Consider the following 21518-nt stretch of genomic DNA (forward strand, 5'->3'; position numbering starts at 1 on the left):
AAGAGGGTTGCCTGCCCGATGAACCAGAAACGCACCCGCATCCCCCTGCCCCATCCGCCGCCCTACCGCGAAAGCCGGGTCTCGTTCTGGCTGACCGTACTCGTCGGCGTGATGCTGGCCTTCGCCATCGGCGCGCCCCTCTACCTGATCGCCGATAGCCTCATCAGCGGCTCGGTCACCACGATGAACCGCACCGGCCCGCGCCAGACCTACACCTTGGCGTCGCAGCCCGGCAGGTACTGGTTCGAGATCGTGTGGCAAGGTTTCTTCACGCTGATGCTGCTGGGCATCGTGTCGTTCGGATGGTGGATCCGGCGCAAGACGCGCCCGCGCGGTGCGCGGAACAAGCGCACCAGGCGATGACCCTACAGGGTGTTCACGTAATCCACGGGAAGCAGGACGGTGTCCAGCGCAGCATCCACCGGCATCGATACGACGGTGACCAGCGGACAGACGATCATGAAGTAGCAAATGATCGCCGCCGGCTTGCCGTCATTGCCGGTCACGCCGAGCAGTTGAAGATCCCCGTCGACGCCCTTGTAGTAATCCACGTCGGACATGCCTGTACTGACCCGCCCGATCATGGTGCCGCACGCGGTCTGCAACACCACCAGACCCGCCATCAAACCCACACGCAACATCCCTTTCAAAACCGACATCCTTGCATCCACAAAAACAGGAGGGGCGGGATTTTATCCGCATCGGTGCGCAAACTCCCGCCCCGCAGAACGCCGCTATTGGGTCGGCTCCCAGTTCCAGTGGAACACCAGATTGCGTGCAGGCCCGTTGCCGATGTCAGCCATGTCGCGCCGCACTTCGCCATTGCGGGTGGCGACCACGGTGTATTTGCCCGGAGGCAACTGCGCGTAGAGCAGCGGCCCGATCTGGTTGAGGCTGAGCACCGGTTGCCCGGTCGCTTTCTGGATGACCACATCGACATCCGAGGTGTACAGGTTCTGCACGCCGACGGCGAAGGTCATGTGCAGGTTGTAGCCGGCGGACTGCTGAATGGCCCGCGATTCGTCCAGGCCGATCCCGCCGGACAGGTAGTTGATGCCGTTCTGCTGCTGTTGCTGGACTTGCACGCCGGCGCTGTCGATCGGCTCCAGGCTGGTGGCCTGCACCATCACCGGAAACAACAGCGCAACCACGGCGGCGACGGGCAGCATGCATGCAATCACGCGTTTCATGATGCGACTCCCGGGTTCGTTCAGAACCCCTTCGTTACATCTCTTTAGATTTTGCGGGGCGGGTCGGGTTTTAGATTGTTTGGGAGTTGGGTCGGGTACTAAACGGACTACGACGTTGCCGGCCACCGGTTCGAGCGCATTGCAAAACCTTCCGGGGAACGTTCATGCTCGCCTATCCAACGCCAGTCACGACCGCCATGACCCTACCCAGCGCATCGCCGACACGTGCCCAAACGCCCGACAAGGAAAGCGTGCCGTTCCATGAGCCCGCCGCCGACGGCTATCCCTTGGGCGGCTTCACCTGGCGCCACGCGCTGCCCGATGCGCGGCGCCCGGTGGTAATCATCAACGCCGCCACTTCGGTGCGCTGCCGTCACTACTCGCGCTTCGCCGCCTACCTGTTCGCCAACGGCTTCGATGTGATGACCTACGACTACCGGGGCATCGGCGAATCGCGGCCGTCCGTCATGAAGGGCCTGGAAGCCTCCTGGACGGATTGGGGCGCGCTGGATTTCGAAGCGATGCTCAAGCGGGCGCAACGGGAGTTTCCCGGCCAGCCCATCGACGTGGTCGGCCACAGCTTCGGCGGCTGCGCGGCAGGCTTGGGCGCCTCCGGGCAGGCGATCCGACGATTGGTCACCGTCGGCGCGCAGTTCGCCTACTGGCGCGATTACGCGCCGGCGCACCGCTTGAGGATGCTCGGCAAATGGCACGTGCTGATGCCGCTGCTGACGCTGTTCTGCGGCTATTTCCCCGGCAAGCGCCTCGGCTGGCTGGAAGACACCCCCGCTGGCGTGGTGCGCGACTGGAGCACGCCCACGCCCCGCTACGAAGGGCGCCCGAGCGGCCGCAGGCTGCTGGCGGAAAACGGCCGGCTGCCCTTCGCCGACGTACGCGCGAAGGCGCTGGCGATCAGCATCGGCGACGATCCCTACGGCACGGTGGCGGCCACGGAACGCCTGCTCGGCTACTTCAGCCAGGCCGAAAAGACCCACCTGCGCATCGAGCCGCAGGACATCGGTGAACAGGAAGTCGGACATTTCGCCTTTTTTCGCAGCGCATACCAAGCCACACTATGGCCCATCGCCCTGACCTGGCTGCAGAGCGGCGAACTGGCCCCCGGCACGCCGGGGCGGCAGATACCGCGCAGCCAACCCCTTTAACGCATCACGGAACACACCCATGGCCTCCGCCAACAAGCAGCAGAAACGCGCCTCCCGGGCCAAAGCCAAGGCCAAGCAGAACCGCACCAAGCGCGCCGAGGCGCCGGTTGAGCTGGATCCGAACGACGACCGCATCGACTTCGAGTCGGTGGACCTGACCGAACTGTTCAAGAAAATGATCGACGCCGAAAAGATCAGCCAGCAGGCCATGTGCACGGCGTTCCTCGAAGACCCGCTGCTGGAGATCGTGTACGAGCAGGAAGGCGAGGAAGGCGCGATGGACTTCATCCTCGCGGCCCTGCTCGAGTACCGCCAGTGGGCCACCGAGACCGACGAGGCCGGCGCCCTGGCGTGGATCGAATCCCCGGCCTTCCAGGCCGACTATGTGGCGGCGTCCGACGCGATCGCCGCGCAATCCCAACAGAAAGACTGAGTTCCCATGGCATCCCTGAACAAGCAACAGAAACGCGCCAAACGCGCCAAGGCCAAAGCCAAGCAGATCCGCATGGTCGGCCGCAAACCACTGGCCCAGGACGACGACCTCGGCCACCTGGCCGAGCCGATCCCGGAATACACCCTGGCGATGTTCAGCAAAATGCGCGAAGCCGAAGCCGTCAGCCGCAACGACATGCTGCTGACGCTGCTCAGGGAGCTGGCGTTCATCATCGTCGACCACCCTGAACTGCTGGACATGGAAAACGCCGACGACGAAGGCATGGCCGCCACCCACCTGGCCGCCGACATGCTGATCGACTACCGCATGTGGGCCGACGGCATGGACATCGAGGCCGCCCAGGCCTGGCTGAGCCAGCCGCAGTTCATCACCGACTTCGGCATTGCGCTGGACGCCTACGGGCAGTCGCAGCAAGCGCAGGATGAGAAGAGCGAGTAATCCCTCGCCCGCCAACGAAAACGGCCGCCCGTCATCACTGACGGGTGGCCGTTTTCGTTGGCGCATCCCTTGGTCGGAGCTCAAGCATATCCCGTTGACATATCCCTTCCCGCCTCTATCCTTTGAAGCCACAGATGCACAAAGAACAGGAGAACATCATGGAGCAGACAACGATCTTCATGAACAACAGAAGCCAGGCCGTTCGCCTTCCCAAGGCTGTCGCGATGCCTGTGGACGTCAAACGGGTGGACGTTGTCGCCATCGGCAGGACACGCATCATCACGCCTGCCGGCGAAAGCTGGGACAGTTGGTTTGACGGGGACGACGTGACCGCGGACTTCATGACCGACCGCGGACAACCCGCCGACCAGGAGCGTGAATCGTTCTGATGATCAAGTTCATGCTCGATACAAACATCTGCATCTTCACGATCAAAAACAAACCACAGATCGTGCGCGAGGCCTTCACCCGTCACCACGGCCAACTGTGCATCAGCACGGTCACCTTGATGGAGCTGATTTACGGCGCAGAAAAATCCGCAGCGCCAGAAAGGAATCTCGCGGTCATCGAAGGCTTTGCCGCCCGCCTTGAGGTCTTGCCCTTTGATGACGAAGCCGCCGCCCACACCGGCATGATCCGATCCGAATTGGCCAAGGCAGGCACGCCGATCGGCCCCTACGACCACATGATTGCAGGGCATGCGCGCTCACGGGGTTTCATCGTGATCACCAACAACGTCCGGGAGTTTGAACGTGTTCCAGGGCTGCGCGTAGAAGACTGGGTCAATCCTCGCTGACTCAACGCCCGCCAACGAAAACGGCCGCCCGTCATCACTGACGGGCGGCCGTTTTTGCATCAGGCGCTGCGGATCAGCTCAGGACGGCCGCACCGCCCTTCTCCAGCTTGCGGCGGCGGGCCACCAGCAGGCCGGCGGCGACCACCAGCAGGCTCAGCAAGCCGGTCGCGAGGATTTCCACGCGGTGGGCGTCCTGGAACAGCATGATGGTCAGGGCCGCGATGATGAAGGCGATCACCGCGTAGGTCAGGCCCGGGAACAGCCACATGCTGAAGGAGATCTTCTCGCCGCGCGCCATGCGCTGCTTGCGCATGCGCAGTTGCGAGAACGCGATCACCAGGTACACCAGCAGCGCGATGGCGCCGGAGCTGGCCAGCAGGAACTCGAACACCGCAGCCGGGGCCACGTAGTTGGCGAAGGTGCACAGGAACGCCGCGCCGGTGGACAGCATCACCGCCCAGTAAGGCGTGCCGCTGTTGTTGGTGCGGGTGGCCATGGCCGGGGCGTCGCCGCGCTTGCCCAGGGAGAACAGCATGCGCGAAGAGGTGTACAGCGCCGAGTTCAGGCAGCTGGTCACGGCGACCAGCACCACGATGTCGACGATCATCTTCGCGTTCGGGATGCCCATGCGCTCAAGCACGGTCTGGTAGGAGCCCAGGTTGGCCAGCGACGGGTCGTTCCACGGCACCAGGGCCACGACGATGAAGATCGACACGAGGTAGAACAGGCCGATCCGCCAGATCACCGAGTTGGTGGCCTTGGAGATCTGCTTGCCCGGGTTCTTCGATTCCGCGGCCGCGATGGTCACGATCTCGGTGCCCATGAAGGAGAACATGGTGGTCAGGATGGCGCCCAGCACCGCGCCCATGCCGTTGGGCAGGAAGCCCTGGGTGTCGAAGATGTGCGACACGCCGCTGACCTGGCTGTTCGGCAGCAAGCCGAAGATGGCCATGATGCCGACAATGATGAAACCGATGATCGCCACCACTTTGAGCAGGGCGAACCAGAATTCGAACTCACCGTAGTTCTTCACGCTGAACAGGTTGGTCACGGTCAGCAGGAAGGTGATGATCAGCGCGAACGCCCAGATCTCAACGCCCGGGAACCACGCGTGCAAGATGGTGGCGGCGGCGTTGGCTTCCAGCGGGATCACCAGTACCCAGAACCACCAGTACAGCCAGCCGATGGTGAAACCGGCCCAATGGCCGATGGCGCGGTCGGCGTAGGTCGAGAACGAACCGGTGTCCGGCGAGGCCACAGCCATTTCGCCGAGCATGCGCATCACCAGCACAACCAGCAGGCCGGCGGCGGCGTAGGCCAGCAGCACGGCGGGACCGGCGGCGGCGATGGCGTGGCCGGAGCCGACAAACAGACCTGCACCGATCACACCGGCGATCGACAGCATGGTCACATGACGCGGTTTGAGCCCCTGTTCGAGGCCATTGGAGCTATGGGTACTGCTCATTGAAACTACCTTTGCGAGGAAAGCGATTCAGTCCGTCCCGTCTGGCGTTCCTTCTCGTAAAAAGAATCCAACGGGCCGTTCCAGATTCTGCACGCAAATATTGCGCCAAAATGTTTCAAAAGCTTCTGGCCTGCGGTTTCCAGGCTGACCGGACAGTCATCGCAACCCCTTGAGATGACTGGCCTTTCGCCAGAGCGTTACCCTGCGACTCACTTTTCAAACGATCGGGCGCACCATAAACACACTGAAAAAGTGTGTGTTGCACAATAAAAGGGCGAATCCGCAACGTTCGGCCGGTTAGCGCTTCCAACACCCCGCCAAAGGTGGCAACATCGCGCCTTTTTTTACGCGACACCCACGGGAATCCGCGTTCAAACACCCGTTCGGTTGTTGATGGGGCGACAGTCTGCTGTGCCGATGCGACAACCTGCCACACGCCATCCGTTTACCGCCCGAAGCGCTGTTGGCTGCCATTGAAACGCTATGCTAGCTTGGCCGCCTCGCCAGGAAGGCCACAGACAGCTGGAGCGCAACACATATGAGGAACGCACATGGCTGAGGCCACGCCCGCGCTTGAAATCCGCAACTTGCACAAACGCTACGGACAGCTTGAGGTGCTCAAAGGCATCTCGCTGACCGCCCGTGACGGCGACGTGATCTCGATCCTGGGTTCTTCCGGTTCCGGCAAGTCCACGTTCCTGCGCTGCATCAACCTGTTGGAAAACCCGCACCAGGGCCAGATCCTGGTCGCCGGGGAAGAACTCAAGCTCAAGCCCGCCAAGAACGGCGAACTGGTTGCCGCAGACGGCAAGCAGATCAACCGCCTGCGCTCCGAGATTGGTTTTGTGTTTCAAAACTTTAATCTGTGGCCGCACATGAGCGTGCTCGACAACATCATCGAAGCCCCGCGCCGCGTGCTCGGCCAGAGCAAGGCCGAAGCCATCGAAGTGGCCGAAGCCCTGCTGGCCAAGGTCGGCATCGCCGACAAGCGCCACGCTTACCCTGCGCAGCTGTCCGGCGGCCAGCAACAGCGCGCGGCCATCGCCCGCACGCTGGCGATGCAGCCCAAGGTGATCCTGTTCGACGAGCCCACCTCCGCCCTTGACCCGGAAATGGTCCAGGAAGTACTTAATGTCATCCGCGCACTCGCCGAGGAAGGCCGCACCATGCTGCTCGTCACCCATGAGATGGGCTTCGCCCGTCAAGTCTCCAGCGAAGTGGTGTTCCTCCACCAGGGCCTGGTAGAGGAGCAAGGATCGCCGCAGCAGGTGTTCGAGAACCCGCTTTCGGCGCGCTGCAAACAATTCATGTCCAGCAACCGCTAACGGAGCTACCCGCATGCAGAACTACAAAAAGGTCTTCCTGGCCGCCGCCGTCACCCTGGCCTTCAGCGCCGGTGCCATGGCCGAGACCCTGAAGATGGGCATCGAGGCGGCTTACCCGCCGTTCAACAACAAGGACGCCAGCGGTAACGTGGTCGGCTTCGACAAGGACATCGGCGAAGCCCTCTGCGCCAAGATGAAGGTCGAGTGCAGCGTGGTCACCTCCGACTGGGACGGCATCATCCCGGCCCTGAACGCCAAGAAGTTCGACTTCCTGATCTCGTCGATGTCGATCACCGACGAACGCAAGCAGGCGGTGGACTTCACCGATCCGTACTACTCCAACAAGCTGCAGTTCATCGCGCCGAAGGACAAAGAGTTCAAGACCGACAAGGACTCCCTCAAAGGCAAAGTGATCGGCGCCCAGCGCGCGACCCTGGCCGGCACCTATATGGAAGACAACATGCCGGGCGTCGAGGTCAAGCTGTACGACACCCAGGAAAACGCCTACCTGGACCTGGCCTCCGGTCGCCTGGACGGCATCCTCGCCGACAAGTACGTCAACTACGAGTGGCTCAAGAGCGACGCCGGCAAGGCCTATGAATTCAAGGGCGACCCGGTGGAAGAAAGCGACAAGATCGGCATCGCCGTGCGCAAGAACGATCCGATCCGCGAGAAGCTGAACGCCGCGCTGAAGGAAATCGTCGCTGACGGCACCTACAAGAAGATCAACGACAAGTACTTCCCGTTCAGCATCTACTGATCCTGACCGGCCGGATCGGCGCCGCCTGCGAGCGGCGCCGGTCCCCGGCCTTGCCTGCCGCGATTTGAAAAGAATTCCATGATTATCGACCTCTACGGATTCGGCCCGGCGCTTGCCGCCGGCGCGCTGATGACCGTCAAACTGGCGCTCTCGGCCCTGTGCCTGGGGCTGGTGCTCGGCCTGCTCGGCGCCTTGGCCAAGACGTCCCCGTACAAGCCCCTGCAATGGCTGGGCAGCACCTACTCGACCCTGGTGCGCGGCGTCCCGGAACTGCTCTGGGTGCTGCTGATCTACTTCGGCACCGTCAACGCCATGCGTGCCCTGGGCGAATACTTCGGCAACCCGGAGCTTGAGCTCAGCGCCTTCGCCGCCGGCGTCATCGCCCTGGGCCTGTGCTTCGGCGCCTACGCCACGGAAGTGTTCCGCGGCGCGATCCTCGCCATCCCCAAGGGCCACCGTGAGGCCGGCGTGGCACTGGGCCTGTCGAAATGGCGGATCTTCACCAAGCTGATCATGCCGCAGATGTGGCGCATCGCCCTGCCGGGCCTGGGCAACCTGTTCATGATCCTGATGAAGGACACCGCGCTGGTGTCGGTGATCGGCCTGGAAGAAATCATGCGTCACGCGCAGATCGGCGTGACCGTCTCCAAACAGCCGTTCACCTTCTACATGGTGGCCGCGTTCATGTACCTGGGCCTGACGGTGCTGGCGATGATCGGCATGCATTTCCTGGAAAAACGCGCCGCACGCGGCTTCGCGAGGAGCGCTCAATGAACTGGGACGTCATCATCAAGTGGCTGCCGAAACTGGCCCAGGGCGCGACCCTGACCCTGGAGCTGGTGGCCATCGCCGTGATCGCCGGGCTGCTGCTGGCGATTCCGCTGGGCATCGCCCGCTCGTCGAAGCTGTGGTACGTGCGCGCTTTGCCCTACGCCTACATCTTCTTTTTCCGCGGCACGCCGCTTCTGGTTCAGCTGTTCCTGGTCTACTACGGCCTGGCGCAGTTCGACGTGATCCGCAACAGCTCGATGTGGCCGTACCTGCGCGATCCGTTCTGGTGCGCCACCGCCACCATGACCCTGCACACCGCCGCGTACATCGCCGAGATCCTGCGCGGCGCGATCCAGGCGATTCCGCCGGGCGAGATCGAGGCGGCGCGGGCCCTGGGCATGTCCAAGCCCAAGGCGCTGTTCTACATCATCCTGCCGCGCGCCGCGCGCATCGGCCTGCCGGCCTACAGCAACGAAGTGATCCTGATGCTCAAGGCCAGCGCCCTGGCCAGCACCGTGACCCTGCTGGAACTGACCGGCATGGCCCGCACGATCATCGCCCGCACCTACCTGCCGGTGGAGATCTTCTTCGCCGCCGGCGTGTTCTACCTGGTCATGGCCTACGTGCTGGTCCGCGGCTTCAAGCTGCTGGAACGCTGGCTGCGCGTCGATGCCTGCCAAGGGCGCTGACGCTGCCCACGTGCTGACGGGCGAGGCCCTCCTCGCCCGGTTCACGGCACTGGATGCCTTTCTCACCGCCCATCAGGCGCTGTGGAAACCCCGCCCGTTCACCCATCTGCACCTTCCTTGGGAAACCTCCCACCCGGAACTGGCCACCTGGCTACGCGGCCGGTCGCTGGACGATGCGGAAAACGCCCACAACCACCCTGCCGATCTGCTGAATGCGCCGGAGCCGTTCGCCTCCCTGGCCGCGCTGTCGCTTGAGTTGAGCGCGGTGGGCGAGTTGCCGGGGCATGCGCTGGAGGCGGCGGGCCATCGGCTCAACGTCGATGTGCCGGGGCGCAAGTGGCAGCAGATCGAAGCTTTCGCCAGTCGCCTGTCGTTTACCTCCAGGCCCGTGCATTGGCTGGACTGGTGTTCCGGCAAAGGGCATTTGGGGCGGCGCCTGCTGGGGGCCGAGCAGCAACTCACCTGCGTGGAATTTGATCCGCTGTTGGTCGCCAGCGGCCAGGCACTGAGCCAGCGTCATCATCTGCACGCCTTGCACATCGAACAGGACGTGCTGGCCGCCGACGCCGCAACCGTCCTCGACGCCCGCCACACCCCGGTGGCCCTGCACGCCTGCGGCGATCTGCATGTGCGGCTGATGCAACTGGCCAGCGCCGCCGGCTGCAAACACATGGCCATCGCGCCGTGCTGCTACAACCGGATCCGTCTGACCGAGTATCAGGCGTTGTCCTCGCCGGGTCTGCGATCCATCCTGCAGCTGTCGCTGGAAGACCTGGCGCTGCCCATGAGCGAAACCGTCACCGCCGGCGCACGCGTCCGCCGTCAGCGCGACACCTCCATGGCCCGTCGCCTGGGGTTCGACCTGTGGCAACGGCAGCTGCGTGGCGTCGATGAATACCTGCCCACCCCGTCCCTGCCCAGCGCCTGGCTGGACAAACCCTTCGCCGACTACTGCCGCGACCTCGCAGCGCTCAAAGAGTTATCCACAAGCGGCGAGGCGGACTGGCCGGCCCTGGAAGCGGCGGGATGGCAGCGGTTGGCCGAAGTTCGCAACCTGGAACTACTGCGCGGATTGTTCCGACGGCCGCTGGAGCTTTGGCTGAACCTGGACCGGGCACTTTTCCTCAGCGAGCAGGGTTACGCCGTGCGCCTCGGCACCTTCTGCGACACCCCGCTCACGCCCCGCAACTTCCTGCTGCTGGCCGAACGCACCTGACGCCACACAGCCTGTGGATAACTCTGTTGATGAATTGACCGTGGATCCAATATCCACGCCTGTTTCAGGGGCGAAACAGCACTGGTCATTTTTTGTTCACATGAACAAAAAACCTGTAAAACAGGGATTTGCGACCCAAATGAGAACCCGTCCACAAAACCCCGCCAGAACGCACGCCCTCTCTGCCGCGTTGTGCATAAGCCTCCAATCAAAAGGACATAAACGCCGAATCCCGGACGCCCGGAACAGGCAATTGCACCGGCCGGGCACCCTTGCTATACAAGGTCACTCCGTTCCGGTGGCGCACAGACCAATAAGAAAAACCTGACAGAAAGGAATCGACTTTGACGTTCATTTCCTACGCCGAGAATTTCGAAGACGTTCGCCTGTGGCGGGCCCTCAAGCATTGCGAAACCGGCTTCTACATCGACGTCGGCGCCAATGACCCGATCCAGGATTCCGTCACCAAATCCTTCTACGACCACGGCTGGCAAGGCATCAACATCGAGCCGGTGCAGGACTTCTACGACGCCCTGCGCCAACACCGCCCGCGAGACATCAACCTGCAATGCGTGGCCACCGACCAGCCGGGCGAACTGACCTTCTACAGCATCCCCGACACCGGCCTCTCCACCGCCGACCCCGCCGTCGCCCGGGCGCGCAAAGACCTCGGCATGGACGTGCGAACCCTCACCGTCAACGCCCGCACCCTGACGTCGATCTGCGAAGAACACGCCGCCGACCGGCCGATCCACTTCCTGAAAATCGACGTCGAAGGCCACGAAGAAACCGTCCTGCGCGGCATGGACTTCACCCGCTTCCGCCCCATGGTCATCCTCATCGAAACCCCATGGGAACGCGACCACACCTGGGAACACCTGGTGACCGGCGCGGGCTACCAAAACGTGCTGTTCGACGGCCTCAACAGCTACTTCCTGGCCAACGAACACCTGAACCTCAAACCCGCCTTCGACCTCCCGCCCTGCAACCTCGACGGCTTCCGCCTCTGCAAGGGCCACAAACTGGCCCACCCGCTCAACACCGACCTGGAAACCGCCCTGCAACGCGCCGAACACGCCGAAGCCCAACTGCACGCCCTGCAGAGCAGCCGCACCTGGCGCACTGTACAAAAACTGCGCAACCTCCTGCGCCGAGCCTGATCCGCCGCCCGCGCAAAAATAGTCAGAATTCAGGGGTTTACAGAACCCGCCCAACCGCTATAATCGTCGCCCACATGCCGGTATAGCTCAGTTGGTAGAGCAACTGACTTGTAATCAGTAGGTCCCGGGTTCGATTCCTGGTGCCGGCACCATATCCAGCTCCATAGCGTTCCACCGAATGCCTTGGAAGCCCCTAAAACCCGCCCTTTGGCGGGTTTTTTCGTTCCAGGACCCTCCGTCGGGATCCAGCAAAATACCCCATCCCCGGGGGTATTTTTAGGGTACAGCGTCTTGCCTGCATGGAGAACGTACCCTTATGCCACGCCTAGCCGTTCCTCTCAGCGACCTCAAATGCCGTACGGCGAAACCTCGCGAACGCGCCTACAAGCTATTCGACGGTGGCGGCATGTACCTCTTCGTGAAACCCAACGGCGTGAAAACGTGGCGATTGCGCTACTTCAAACCCAGCGGCAAGGAAGGCACGCTGATCATCGGCAACTACCCCATCATCTCGCTGGCCGTCGCGAGGACCAAGCGCGATGAAGCCAAGGCCCTGTTGATCGACAACATCGACCCGATGGAAGAGAAGAAGAAAGCGAAGCTAGCGGCTCAACGAGCTTCCCTGCTTTTTGAAACCGTCGCCCTGGAGTGGCACGCCGAAATGTCGCGGCGCTGGACGGAGGGACACGCCAAGACCGTCATGAGTCGGTTGCGCACCCACGTCTTTCCTCTGATCGGCCAACGCCCCATCGCTGAGCTTGATACCCATGATCTGCTTGAGGTCACTCTGCGTATCAAAGAGCGCGGCACCATGGACGTTGCCCTGCGCGTGCAGAATTATCTCTCCACGATCATGCGGGGCGCGAAGCGGGCGCGGCAGATCAGCCAGAATCCGGCGCTCGATCTGGCAGGCTCGATTCATGCCCCGCGCACCGTGCACCGCCCTGCCCTCTCACTCAACCGCCTCCCCGAACTACTAGAGCGGATCGACAACTACAACGGTCGTGAGCTAACCAAGCTGGCTGTAATGCTGACGCTGCACGTGTTCGTGCGTTCCAGCGAACTGCGCTTTGCGCGCTGGGATGAGTTCGACCTGCAAAGGGCGATGTGGGAAATCCCGGATACTCGCAAGCCAATCGATGGCGTGCGCAATTCCACCCGCGGCACCAAGATGAGCGGAGACATACAGATGGTGCCGCTCTCTCCCCAAGTCATTGCGATCCTTGAGCGGCTGCGCGGCTTGAGTCGCTTCTCCGAACTGGTGCTGCCCGGTGACCACAAATACTGGAAGCCAATGTCTGAGAACACGGTTAACCAGGTGCTGCGCAACGTTGGCTATGACACATCCAAGGAAGTATGCGGGCATGGATTCAGGACCATGGCCTGTAGCGCCTTGCTGGAGTCAGGGCTGTGGACAGACGCGGCTATTGAGCGGCAGATGAGCCACAAGGAACGCAATCGCGTGCGCGCCGCCTATATCCACAAGGCCGAATTTTTGGAGCAGCGTCGGCTGATCATGGCGTGGTGGAGCAATTACATCGATGCGAACAGATCGGGGCATGTCACTCCACATGAGTTCGCCCATCCAGCTGGAGACAACATCACTCCCTTGCCAAGTGGGCGTGGCGCATTCAATCGTCGATGAACCCTCCAGATCACCGCTGGCCGCTCTTTAATTCGGGTCCATCCAAACAGGGCTGCAAAGCCGCCCTGTTTGGATGGACCTCGCTTTGCAAAGCTAAAAGCCGACACAAATCCTTTGGATACCACTGATTTCCACCGGTGGATAATTTCATGCACAAGCCCAGAAGCCACGAAAATCAGGGCGTTGACCAAAGTTACCCACAGGCGTAGAACTGATCTTGCAACCGCTGCCTTAGGCAGCACCCCAGGTGACCCGAACCTTCAAGGTCACGCCGCTCTCGAGGTGGTTCTCCCCAAAGGCGATTCGCATCCGGCAGCTCGCCCGGTCACTACCCATGTGATGGATGCTCTTACACATATAGCGCTCGTGCGCCAGATACACCGTACCTCGCTGCCCTGCAGCAACCTATCCGCTTGGCCGAATCCTGCGCCAACCTGTGCCCGTCTCTTTTCCTGAAAAGAGACGGGCACTTCTACCACTGCTGCAGCCCTGATCGCACATGGCTTTGCGGCACTCCCCCTCGTGACAATCGGCGTGACAAACGCTGATGTCACCAGCAACGGCGCTGTAGATGATGGTGCCGCAGACCAAGGAATGGACTGCACCTGACTGACAGTCAGGCATGCCCCGGTCATCGCATTGCTGCTTGCACATGGCTCAGGATCTTCAGGCGCTGGTCTCGTCAGCCAGTGCTGCCTCCACCCGCCCACCGGTAACGGTGTTCAGGAGGCCAGATCATGAGATGCCCTTGCTCCCGGACGTAAGGAGCCGCCAGTCCCGCGTTAGAGGACATCCCCACAGGTCGCAGGGGCCTTGATCCCTGATAACACTCAACATTCTTGGCGGGATGACGTGGGGGGAAATGCGGTGGTAACCGTCAGAGGACGATAACAAGGCTTGAGAAATTTCTGCATTAAGCAGGATGAGGGCGCGGGCTTGAATTGGCCAGACGCATAATGGCATGCTGCCATACAAATAGATTCCTCCTCAAAACACACACGCCAAAGAATATGGATGTCAAAAAGAAATGGACTTAACACTCGAGAGCGATGAATTTCTCAATGGTTTTGATCATCTGGACTGCCATACAGTTAAGTCCAACACAATAGATTTGTTTTCACTAAAAATCAATGCCAACGAATTCAACTACACATCTCTACAAGAAAATCTGATAGACCCGCTTGTTAATTACTCGCTATCTCGGAAGGTAAGAACAGAATATCAAGGAAAGCCTGCAACTCTATCTAGAAAAGCACGAGAAAAATTTCTGGACTATTTGAGAAACAGAGGAGAGCTTGGCGAGCTATTGCTTTATTGTTTCTTAGAGTCACATCTGAAAGCACCTAAAATACTTTCGAAACTCGAACTTAAAACCTCCACAAGTCACTATGTAAATGGCGCCGACGGCGTACATTTCGCAAAACTAGACGACGGAAACTTTCAAATAATATTTGGCGAATCAAAAACAGAAGAAAGCCTAACCACAGCACTAAGCCATGCATTCAAGTCAATATTCGAATTTAAGAACGAAATCAATTCTTCAGGCGTAAGTAAAAGCGGACTACCCTATGAAAAGGGGTTAATCAGTGATCATCTAGAAAAAGAAACATTCAGCGATGCCGAAAAGAGTTTCATAAAAAGCATAATATATCCTAAACGAGACAACAAGTTCGAAGTAGACGACGCCTTTGGGATATTCATTGGATATGAAATTACTATTGAGGATGCCGATCGCTGGCTCCCTAATTCAGAATTCAGGAAGAAGACTCAGGATAAAATTAAGAAAGAAATTCAAGAGCGCCTTAGCCATATCGAGAAAAAAATCACCGAATACAAGCTATTTGGTCACAGATTTTATATCTATATCTTACCATTCACAGAGCTCTCTAAGACCAGAACAAAAATCCAGGAGGAGATTACAAAATGAGGTTCTTTGAAGAGCTATCAAACGAAGCACTCAATGACGAGTACTTTCGGGAATTGTTAGTTAAACTCGAAACTATTTCGGCACAAAATTTTTTCAAGATCCCTGTCGCCAACATCACATCAAAAGAGCTAACCGACTCCCTTCGTTTCGCAGACATACTTTCACGCTCAGAAAACCCTGACGCAAAAAACAAATCTTACAAAATAGTCAGCTTACTATCTGAATCGCATCAAAAAGACGAAACTTTTTTAACATTCGCAAAGCCAATACTTATCAGGCTAGGCAATTTCCCCGCCTTAAGCTATTTAGAAGATAGCTTGGGGGTAGATGTCAAATCACCACGAGAAGTGGTTTTTGAAAAGATCATCAAAGAAACATTTCACGCTATCCCGAATAGCAGTCACACGTTTACAGACTCACAGTATGAAATCTACGAGAGCCTCAAAAAAAACAACCATTTCAGCTTTTCCGGCCCTACATCTATCGGCAAGTCTTTTATCATCAAGGCCTTTATCCACCATTTAATACGTGAAAGCAACGGCAATGACAACATTGCCTTACTGGTTCCCACCAGGGCGCTTATAAATCAAGCAGAAAGCCAAATAAAGTCGGAGTTTTCGCAATACACTCAATACAAAGTACTTGCTCATCCGATAATCCCAAAAGCCTTGAAGAGAGAATCCAATAAATTTATATTCATTTTCACACCCGAACGCTTGATATCCTACTTATCAACCACCGACAACCCCAAAATCGACTACCTGTTTATTGACGAAGCGCACAAAATAGTATCTGAGAGCGATACGCGAAGCCCTCTTTATTACCACGCCATTCTTCAAGCCGAGAGAAAAAGCGTCAAGCTTTACTTTGCGTCCCCAAACATTCCAAATCCTGATATCTTTTTGCGTCTATTTGAGAAAAGCGCAGAAGAATCACTCTGCGTAAAAAGCTCTCCTGTTTCTCAGAATAGATACTTTTTAGATTTAGTTGAAAAGCGAGGAGTACTTTTATCCGACTCTGAAAGTGAGATAAATCTTTCCTTGGAATTTGATTCTAACGACTTAAACCACTGGATTAAAAAACTATCCAGCGGAGAAAAGAGCATTATATATTGCAACTCAAAATCTGATACTATCGAACTAGCCCTCCAATTTGCAGAAACGTTGCCAGCAAAAAACATCAAGGAAGTGAATGAAGTAATTACGCTCATCGAGCAGCATCTGCATAAAAAATACTATTTAGTCGATTGTTTGAAGAAAGGCGTAGCGTTCCACTTTGGTAATTTACCGCAGCGTATTAGAGAGCGGATAGAGTGGCTTTTTGAGTCTAAAAAGATTGACTACCTTTTTTGCACCTCCACGCTTCTAGAAGGGGTGAACCTCCCTGCCAAAAACATTTTCATATTGAGCAATGCTATTGGACTAACGAAATTTACGGATATTGACTTTTGGAATCTTTGTGGTCGCGCAGGCCGGCTCACAAAAGAGTTGTCTGGCAACATAATATGCACCCGCGCATTCAACAAAAAAAACCGATGGGATAAGCCTGAAACAGACCTGAATGTGGTCAAACAAAAGAAAATAAAGAAGCTTGAACCGCAGATAATTTCTGGGAAAGGGAATTTTTACAAAAATCTTGAATCCGCCTTGAACGGAAAAGAATTTACCAAGAAAAAACCCTCTGCAAATCAAGTAAGCATCTGGAAGCACTATGCGAACATTGCGCTAATCCATGAGGTGCGCGGTGATGACTCAGTCCTCAGATCAAGTTTAATAAACAGTAGCAATACGGGACAAGCCACATTAAAAGCAAAAACTGCATCTATTGTCGTGCCGCAGAAAATTCTAGAGTCATGCTCAGGAATAAAACCTGAGTACCAAAATGAAATATACAAGAACGCTAGAGCCAGTACATCTATATTGCCTGAAGAAATCACATACGAGACAGCTCTGGCCGCATTAAGATCGCTAAGCAATTTTTATCGTTGGCCAGACGAGGAATCTTCGGGAAAATCACCTTTGTATACCTCTGCCGACGTTCTAAAATATTATGCCGTGTTAATTTCAGGCTGGGCAAATACCAAACCTCTTCATTTGATGATTCAAACTGCCCTAGACCATTATGAAACCAAGGGCGAAATCTGGATCACAAACGAAACCATCCCTTTCGATAAAAACAACAAAAAACACTTAAATGTCGTTATCAACAACCTAATATCAGACATCGACAACTTCATACGCTTCAAAATCAGAAGCTACTTTGAAAACTACAACCTGCTTATAAACTCAAGCCTTGGCGATACTGCTGAAGTCCCCAACTGGGCTGAGTATCTTGAATACGGCACTACTGACTACAGAGTAATCGAACTACAAAACTACGGAATACCTCGCCATCTCGCACTGTATTTGATTGAAAACCACGAAAGCTCAATGAACTTTGACGACAGCAATAAAGCACCTTTCGAAAAGAAAAAATTGCTTGAACTCATGGACAAAGAAAGCGACGAATTTAGAGAGCTAAGCGAGCTAGAGCTATACTACTAACATCGTTAAATGGAGAATCACTGTGTCCATACTAAACAATGCAATTGAGTCAATTCAAGTTGGAATGGAGGATTTCCATAGCGATGATCCCCGCCGGGTGCAGTCTGCCATACGAAACTTGTACGCAGGAATCCTTCTGCTATTCAAATACAAGCTTCAGCAGCTTAGTCCTGAAGGCTCTGACGAAGTCCTGTTAAAAACCAAAATAATCCCTACAATCAATCCCACCACTGGTATTGTGGCATGGGTTGGCAAGGGGAAGAAAACAGTAGAAGTTCACGACATCACTGAACGACTCACAGCACTAGGCATTACGAACATCGAGTGGAATCGCCTTAGCACTTTACAAAGCATCCGCAACAATATCGAGCATTACTTTAGCACTTTACCCGCTGAGCGCATGAAGGAAGCGGTAGCAAACTCGCTTCATTTAATCATTCAATTTTGCGAGCCGTACTTGGGTCAGCAACCGGTTGATATTTTAGGTCAAGAGTGCTGGGAATTAATGCTAAATGAAGCGACAATATATGACGCCGAGCTACAATCATGCCGAGGTAATTTAGAAAGTGTTAACTGGCCATTCCCCGAAGTTGGTGAATCAATTCCTAAGATGAGATGCCCAGAATGTGACTCTGAGCTACTAAGAGTTACAAATACTCAGGCAATCCGTGAGGATATTAATTTCCTGTGCAGTAGCTGTCAGGAAGAGTTTACGTATCCACAGATAGTAGGCCCGGCAATTAGTGAAGCGATGGCTGGTAGAAATCATTGGCGAGTTAAGGATGGAGACCAAGCTGTCACTGGCGATTGCCCAGAATGTGGAGAAGATACATTTCTTCTAGACCATAACGAGTGCGCCTCTTGTTTTTATGAACTGGAATATACCGAGTGCGAATGGTGTGGCGAGAGTTTAGGTTTGGAAGATCAATACTTGGAGGGCACTTGTGGCTATTGCCAGAATAGATACGACAGAATAATGGCTGAGTGAGATTTAACATAACCCCACTAAAACGTCCGAGTTCGATTCCACTGAGAGCCATAAATAGCTGAATGATTTATAGTCACCTTTTGAGGTACATCAAATTTTCCACCGAATTCCAGATCTGCGAAAAAACTGGCGTCGCCGACCAGGACCGTTCGTCTGGTGCCGCACCATACACAGTGAAGCCCCTGCAGAGATGCAGGGGCTTTGTTGTTTCTGGGGGTTGGGAAATTTTTCTGTTGTGGATGGTTGTTGTGCTGACTGTCTATGCCCTTGCTCTCCTTTCCAATCTTGAGCTACAGCACTGGACAACAGATCTGTCACCCTTTCCCGGCCATCCCTCAACGCACACCGCCTGAGTTTGGCTCCATCCGCCTATATGCTCACGCGAATGCCTACGGATAGTCATAGGAAAATAGTCAAACAAATCAAAAATAAAATTCAATAAAAATAACAACTTATAAAACTTTTCGACTTGTGATGCCGCACCATACACAGTGAAGCCCCTGCAGAGATGCAGAGGCTTTGTTGCTTCTAGAGTTTCGAACACTCTCCTATCGTGGAAAGCCAATGCACTGACAGTTTTGACCCCAACTCTACTGTCCACTTTCGAACTACAGCACCGAAAAACAGATCGACCACTTTCTCTTTAATTTTCAATAAGTTATGCCATTAAAGCTATGGCTGTAGATCATTAGATAGGAATAGTAGGCCAAAACTGGTTAAGGTCAAAAACTGAACTACGCTGCCACTAGAGATTATCGTGTAGCTCGGCTTTCGCGACAGGCTTAAGGGTGATAGCTATCTAGAACATCTAACCAGATAGAATCGAAACGGAATAATCTGCCCCCCTCAGAACTGAAACAAAAATTCCTTGATATCATCCAAAAAAATGGCATATTGCCACTCATGCATGCCGATACCCCCTAACCGCCTCAACACAAGGATGAAAAAATGGCGACTTATTTTGAAGATACCATTTCAAAAATCTATGGAGACAAAGACGACTTCATAATAATAGGTCTGACTGGGCAAACCGGCAGCGGATGTTCAACCGTAGCAAGTATTCTTTCAAAAAAGCAAGAGCACATAAAGCACTCGTTATACAAAGGAAATGCTCCAGAGAACAACCACCAAAGAAAACAAAAAATAATATACAAATGCTTTGAAAAAACCTGGACTCCTTTCATCTCAATACAAGCCAGCTCAATTTTAACATTACTTCTCAGCGAAAAGAGAATTGAAGATGTTGCTCGCTTCGCAGGAGGAGTAGCCGGACTTACTGATGAGCTACAAAAGACAATCGTAGAAACAATCAAAACAATAAAAGACTCACACAACAACTTAAACCACCAAGATATTGATGCACTGAGATCCTTCTATACCGAGTTCCTACCAACTCAAAACAACGAGTTAAAAAACAAAATCGGTGGAGCTGGGTATGTATCTCTTTTCCAAACTATCGGCAACAACGTCAGAAACTCTGGAGATCCAACCTCAGACGAGGTAATTGGGGGAAACTTCTTTTCTCTAGCCGATCGCATCAACAAAATAATCAAGGCCATACGAAAAGCTAGAAATAAAGGTGAAAGGACGTTCATCGTCATAGACGCCATCCGAAATCCATTCGAGGCAATCTACTTCCAAGATAGATACTCTTCGTTTTATTTGATGGCTGTTTCCTGTGAGGACGATCAACGTAAAGCAAGACTCAGAGGGCTGGGGTATACAGATAGCCAAATCAAAGCAATGGACGACGAAGAGTATGGCGACAGAAAGCTCACCGAAAAATCCACTTACATAAAACAGGACATCCAGGCCTGCTTACAACGTTCCGATCTTTATGTGAGCAACCCTAACTCAAGCAACACCGTCTCACACTTTAGTTCACTAGCAAATCAAATTTTAACTTTCGTTTGCTTGATGGTTCGCCCGGGGCTAGTAACACCCACGCCATTAGAAAGATGCATGCAAATAGCTTACACCGCGAAACTTAACTCAGGCTGTATTTCTAGACAAGTCGGAGCCGTGGTGACGGATAAAAACTTTTCAGTTCAATCCGTAGGATGGAATGACACTCCCTTTGGACAGGTACCTTGTAGTTTGAGAAGCAGATTCGACTTAGTCAACGGCAACGACCAAGAAGCGTACTCCGAATATGAAAAAACCGACATCAAATACATCACTAGATTCACTGAAGAGAGCAAGAAATACCAAAAAATAGAAAACACCGGAAGAAATATCTCGTACTGTTTTAAAAGCGAGTACAATGATTTAATCGGCGAAAAAAACCAAGTACACACGCGCTCGTTACACGCAGAAGAGAATGCATTTTTACAATTATCGAAATATGGCGGCAGAGGTATAGAACATGGAAAACTTTTTACCACTGCAAGCCCTTGTGAACTTTGCGCAAAAAAAGCATATCAACTCGGCGTAAAGGAAATATATTACATCGACCCATACCCAGGAATTGCAATGAGCCATATACTCATGGGAGGAACCAACAATCCAGAATTAATTCTTTTTTCAGGCGCGATTGGAAAAGCATTTCACAACCTATACTCATCCAAAATGCCTTATAAAGACGAACTGAACGCTTTAGCACTTTAAAAAACCACAACACCACCAACCAGACACAATTACATTAATACATCCAACACATAATATTTTTGCAGGGGCCAAGTTAGTTTGGCACTCACTTGGCCCCAACCCTCCTGGCTCTATAATAAAAAGTCGCACCTCCCACGTTACGACATCCATTGAGCCAAAATTTGTAGACCACCATACAACTCACAACACTGAATAAAATATACTCTCAATCCAATTTGGCGTGATTAAACCAAACAAAACGTTACATCCTCTCCTCAAAAACTGACGCAGAACATTTTACCAGCATGAAATTGCCCCTCATAATTTACTATATATTTTATTTCTAAACCCGTAAAAACCTTGTTAGGCCATAACTTCCACATCCACCCTCAGATAGCTTTT

General features: G+C 54.8%; 20 protein-coding genes and 1 tRNA gene. 18 read left to right on the forward strand and 3 right to left on the reverse strand.

The features are described from left to right. The first annotated feature begins 18 nt into the window (after window positions 1–18). On the forward strand, window positions 19–363 hold the full coding sequence (locus tag CAG29_RS17785; protein WP_085694891.1) for a hypothetical protein: 345 nt from the start codon (window positions 19–21) through the stop codon (window positions 361–363). 2 nt (window positions 364–365) lie between these two features. Here CAG29_RS17785 and CAG29_RS17790 read toward each other — a convergent pair whose 3' ends face one another. Together CAG29_RS17790 and CAG29_RS17795 are read right to left on the reverse strand one after the other, a co-directional pair. After that, window positions 366–641, reverse strand: a complete 276-nt coding sequence (locus CAG29_RS17790; RefSeq protein WP_170930019.1) for a YceK/YidQ family lipoprotein — start codon at window positions 639–641, stop codon at window positions 366–368. Between the two features lie 93 nt (window positions 642–734). Then, a complete protein-coding gene (locus CAG29_RS17795; protein WP_085631967.1) occupies window positions 735–1190 on the reverse strand; it encodes a hypothetical protein in 456 nt (151 codons plus the stop codon). A 197-nt stretch (window positions 1191–1387) separates the two neighbouring features. Here CAG29_RS17795 and CAG29_RS17800 point away from each other — a divergent pair, with 197 nt between their 5' ends. The 5 genes from CAG29_RS17800 (at window position 1388) to vapC (ending at window position 4041) form a co-directional block, all read left to right on the forward strand. Further along, complete coding sequence (locus tag CAG29_RS17800) at window positions 1388–2353, forward strand: alpha/beta fold hydrolase (protein WP_139831508.1); 966 nt, start codon at window positions 1388–1390, stop codon at window positions 2351–2353. A 19-nt stretch (window positions 2354–2372) separates the two neighbouring features. Continuing rightward, window positions 2373–2786 (forward strand): hypothetical protein, encoded by a 414-nt coding sequence (locus CAG29_RS17805; RefSeq protein WP_085581864.1) that lies wholly within the window; start codon window positions 2373–2375, stop codon window positions 2784–2786. A 6-nt stretch (window positions 2787–2792) separates the two neighbouring features. After that, window positions 2793–3245, forward strand: coding sequence for a hypothetical protein (locus tag CAG29_RS17810; RefSeq protein WP_085694893.1), 453 nt, complete (start codon window positions 2793–2795; stop codon window positions 3243–3245). Between the two features lie 158 nt (window positions 3246–3403). After that, entirely contained in the window at window positions 3404–3634 is a 231-nt protein-coding gene (gene vapB, locus CAG29_RS17815) for a type II toxin-antitoxin system VapB family antitoxin (protein WP_085582217.1), read from the forward strand. Beyond that, a complete protein-coding gene (gene vapC, locus CAG29_RS17820; protein ID WP_085694894.1) occupies window positions 3634–4041 on the forward strand; it encodes a tRNA(fMet)-specific endonuclease VapC in 408 nt (135 codons plus the stop codon). Before vapB ends, vapC begins: the two co-directional genes overlap by 1 nt. Window positions 4042–4114: 73 nt before the next feature. On the opposite strand, the gene gabP is transcribed toward vapC, so the two are convergent. Beyond that, complete coding sequence (gene gabP / locus CAG29_RS17825; protein ID WP_085694895.1) at window positions 4115–5506, reverse strand: GABA permease; 1392 nt, start codon at window positions 5504–5506, stop codon at window positions 4115–4117. A gap of 551 nt (window positions 5507–6057) precedes the next feature. Between gabP and CAG29_RS17830 the strand changes: the two genes are divergently transcribed. The 12 genes from CAG29_RS17830 (at window position 6058) to CAG29_RS28660 (ending at window position 21137) form a co-directional block, all read left to right on the forward strand. After that, window positions 6058–6831, forward strand: a complete 774-nt coding sequence (locus tag CAG29_RS17830) for an ABC transporter ATP-binding protein (RefSeq protein WP_007939465.1) — start codon at window positions 6058–6060, stop codon at window positions 6829–6831. 13 nt (window positions 6832–6844) lie between these two features. Continuing rightward, window positions 6845–7591, forward strand: coding sequence for an ABC transporter substrate-binding protein (locus CAG29_RS17835; protein WP_085694896.1), 747 nt, complete (start codon window positions 6845–6847; stop codon window positions 7589–7591). A gap of 78 nt (window positions 7592–7669) precedes the next feature. After that, window positions 7670–8365, forward strand: a complete 696-nt coding sequence (locus CAG29_RS17840; RefSeq protein WP_085581874.1) for an ABC transporter permease — start codon at window positions 7670–7672, stop codon at window positions 8363–8365. Then, the gene (locus CAG29_RS17845; protein WP_085581876.1) at window positions 8362–9051 is read left to right on the forward strand and encodes an ABC transporter permease; all 690 of its coding nucleotides are present in this window, start codon (window positions 8362–8364) and stop codon (window positions 9049–9051) included. Before CAG29_RS17840 ends, CAG29_RS17845 begins: the two co-directional genes overlap by 4 nt. Then, complete coding sequence (locus CAG29_RS17850; protein ID WP_085694897.1) at window positions 9032–10267, forward strand: methyltransferase; 1236 nt, start codon at window positions 9032–9034, stop codon at window positions 10265–10267. The genes CAG29_RS17845 and CAG29_RS17850 overlap by 20 nt, the downstream gene beginning before the upstream one ends. 344 nt (window positions 10268–10611) lie before the next feature. Continuing rightward, a complete protein-coding gene (locus CAG29_RS17855; RefSeq protein ID WP_085694898.1) occupies window positions 10612–11427 on the forward strand; it encodes an FkbM family methyltransferase in 816 nt (271 codons plus the stop codon). 76 nt (window positions 11428–11503) lie between these two features. Further along, a tRNA-Thr gene (locus tag CAG29_RS17860) sits at window positions 11504–11579 on the forward strand. Between the two features lie 164 nt (window positions 11580–11743). After that, a complete protein-coding gene (locus CAG29_RS17865) occupies window positions 11744–13072 on the forward strand; it encodes an integrase arm-type DNA-binding domain-containing protein (RefSeq protein ID WP_085694899.1) in 1329 nt (442 codons plus the stop codon). 1027 nt (window positions 13073–14099) lie between these two features. Continuing rightward, window positions 14100–14999, forward strand: a complete 900-nt coding sequence (locus tag CAG29_RS17875; RefSeq protein ID WP_085694900.1) for a DUF1837 domain-containing protein — start codon at window positions 14100–14102, stop codon at window positions 14997–14999. Further along, window positions 14996–17542, forward strand: coding sequence for a DEAD/DEAH box helicase (locus CAG29_RS17880; RefSeq protein ID WP_085694901.1), 2547 nt, complete (start codon window positions 14996–14998; stop codon window positions 17540–17542). Before CAG29_RS17875 ends, CAG29_RS17880 begins: the two co-directional genes overlap by 4 nt. 22 nt (window positions 17543–17564) lie before the next feature. Then, window positions 17565–18530: a hypothetical protein gene (locus CAG29_RS28285; RefSeq protein WP_139831507.1), complete on the forward strand. Its 966-nt coding sequence runs from the start codon at window positions 17565–17567 to the stop codon at window positions 18528–18530. Window positions 18531–19478: 948 nt separating this feature from the next. Continuing rightward, on the forward strand, window positions 19479–21137 hold the full coding sequence (locus CAG29_RS28660; RefSeq protein ID WP_218191442.1) for a hypothetical protein: 1659 nt from the start codon (window positions 19479–19481) through the stop codon (window positions 21135–21137). Window positions 21138–21518 lie beyond the last annotated feature (381 nt).

Origin of the sequence: Pseudomonas sp. B7(2017) (genome assembly GCF_002112745.1) — a bacterium.
GTDB lineage: Bacteria > Pseudomonadota > Gammaproteobacteria > Pseudomonadales > Pseudomonadaceae > Aquipseudomonas > Aquipseudomonas ekonensis.

Coding starts and splice junctions, on each gene's coding strand:
- CAG29_RS17880 (WP_085694901.1), top strand. CDS start 14,996: ATGAGGTTCTTTGAAGAGCTATCAAACGAAGCACTCAATGACGAGTAC.
- vapB (WP_085582217.1), top strand. CDS start 3,404: ATGGAGCAGACAACGATCTTCATGAACAACAGAAGCCAGGCCGTTCGC.
- CAG29_RS17840 (WP_085581874.1), top strand. CDS start 7,670: ATGATTATCGACCTCTACGGATTCGGCCCGGCGCTTGCCGCCGGCGCG.
- CAG29_RS17850 (WP_085694897.1), top strand. CDS start 9,032: ATGCCTGCCAAGGGCGCTGACGCTGCCCACGTGCTGACGGGCGAGGCC.
- gabP (WP_085694895.1), bottom strand. CDS start 5,506: ATGAGCAGTACCCATAGCTCCAATGGCCTCGAACAGGGGCTCAAACCG.
- CAG29_RS17875 (WP_085694900.1), top strand. CDS start 14,100: ATGGACTTAACACTCGAGAGCGATGAATTTCTCAATGGTTTTGATCAT.
- CAG29_RS17785 (WP_085694891.1), top strand. CDS start 19: ATGAACCAGAAACGCACCCGCATCCCCCTGCCCCATCCGCCGCCCTAC.
- CAG29_RS17800 (WP_139831508.1), top strand. CDS start 1,388: ATGACCCTACCCAGCGCATCGCCGACACGTGCCCAAACGCCCGACAAG.
- CAG29_RS17830 (WP_007939465.1), top strand. CDS start 6,058: ATGGCTGAGGCCACGCCCGCGCTTGAAATCCGCAACTTGCACAAACGC.
- CAG29_RS17835 (WP_085694896.1), top strand. CDS start 6,845: ATGCAGAACTACAAAAAGGTCTTCCTGGCCGCCGCCGTCACCCTGGCC.
- CAG29_RS17795 (WP_085631967.1), bottom strand. CDS start 1,190: ATGAAACGCGTGATTGCATGCATGCTGCCCGTCGCCGCCGTGGTTGCG.
- CAG29_RS17865 (WP_085694899.1), top strand. CDS start 11,744: ATGCCACGCCTAGCCGTTCCTCTCAGCGACCTCAAATGCCGTACGGCG.
- CAG29_RS17810 (WP_085694893.1), top strand. CDS start 2,793: ATGGCATCCCTGAACAAGCAACAGAAACGCGCCAAACGCGCCAAGGCC.
- CAG29_RS17790 (WP_170930019.1), bottom strand. CDS start 641: ATGTTGCGTGTGGGTTTGATGGCGGGTCTGGTGGTGTTGCAGACCGCG.
- CAG29_RS17805 (WP_085581864.1), top strand. CDS start 2,373: ATGGCCTCCGCCAACAAGCAGCAGAAACGCGCCTCCCGGGCCAAAGCC.
- vapC (WP_085694894.1), top strand. CDS start 3,634: ATGATCAAGTTCATGCTCGATACAAACATCTGCATCTTCACGATCAAA.
- CAG29_RS28660 (WP_218191442.1), top strand. CDS start 19,479: ATGGCGACTTATTTTGAAGATACCATTTCAAAAATCTATGGAGACAAA.
- CAG29_RS17845 (WP_085581876.1), top strand. CDS start 8,362: ATGAACTGGGACGTCATCATCAAGTGGCTGCCGAAACTGGCCCAGGGC.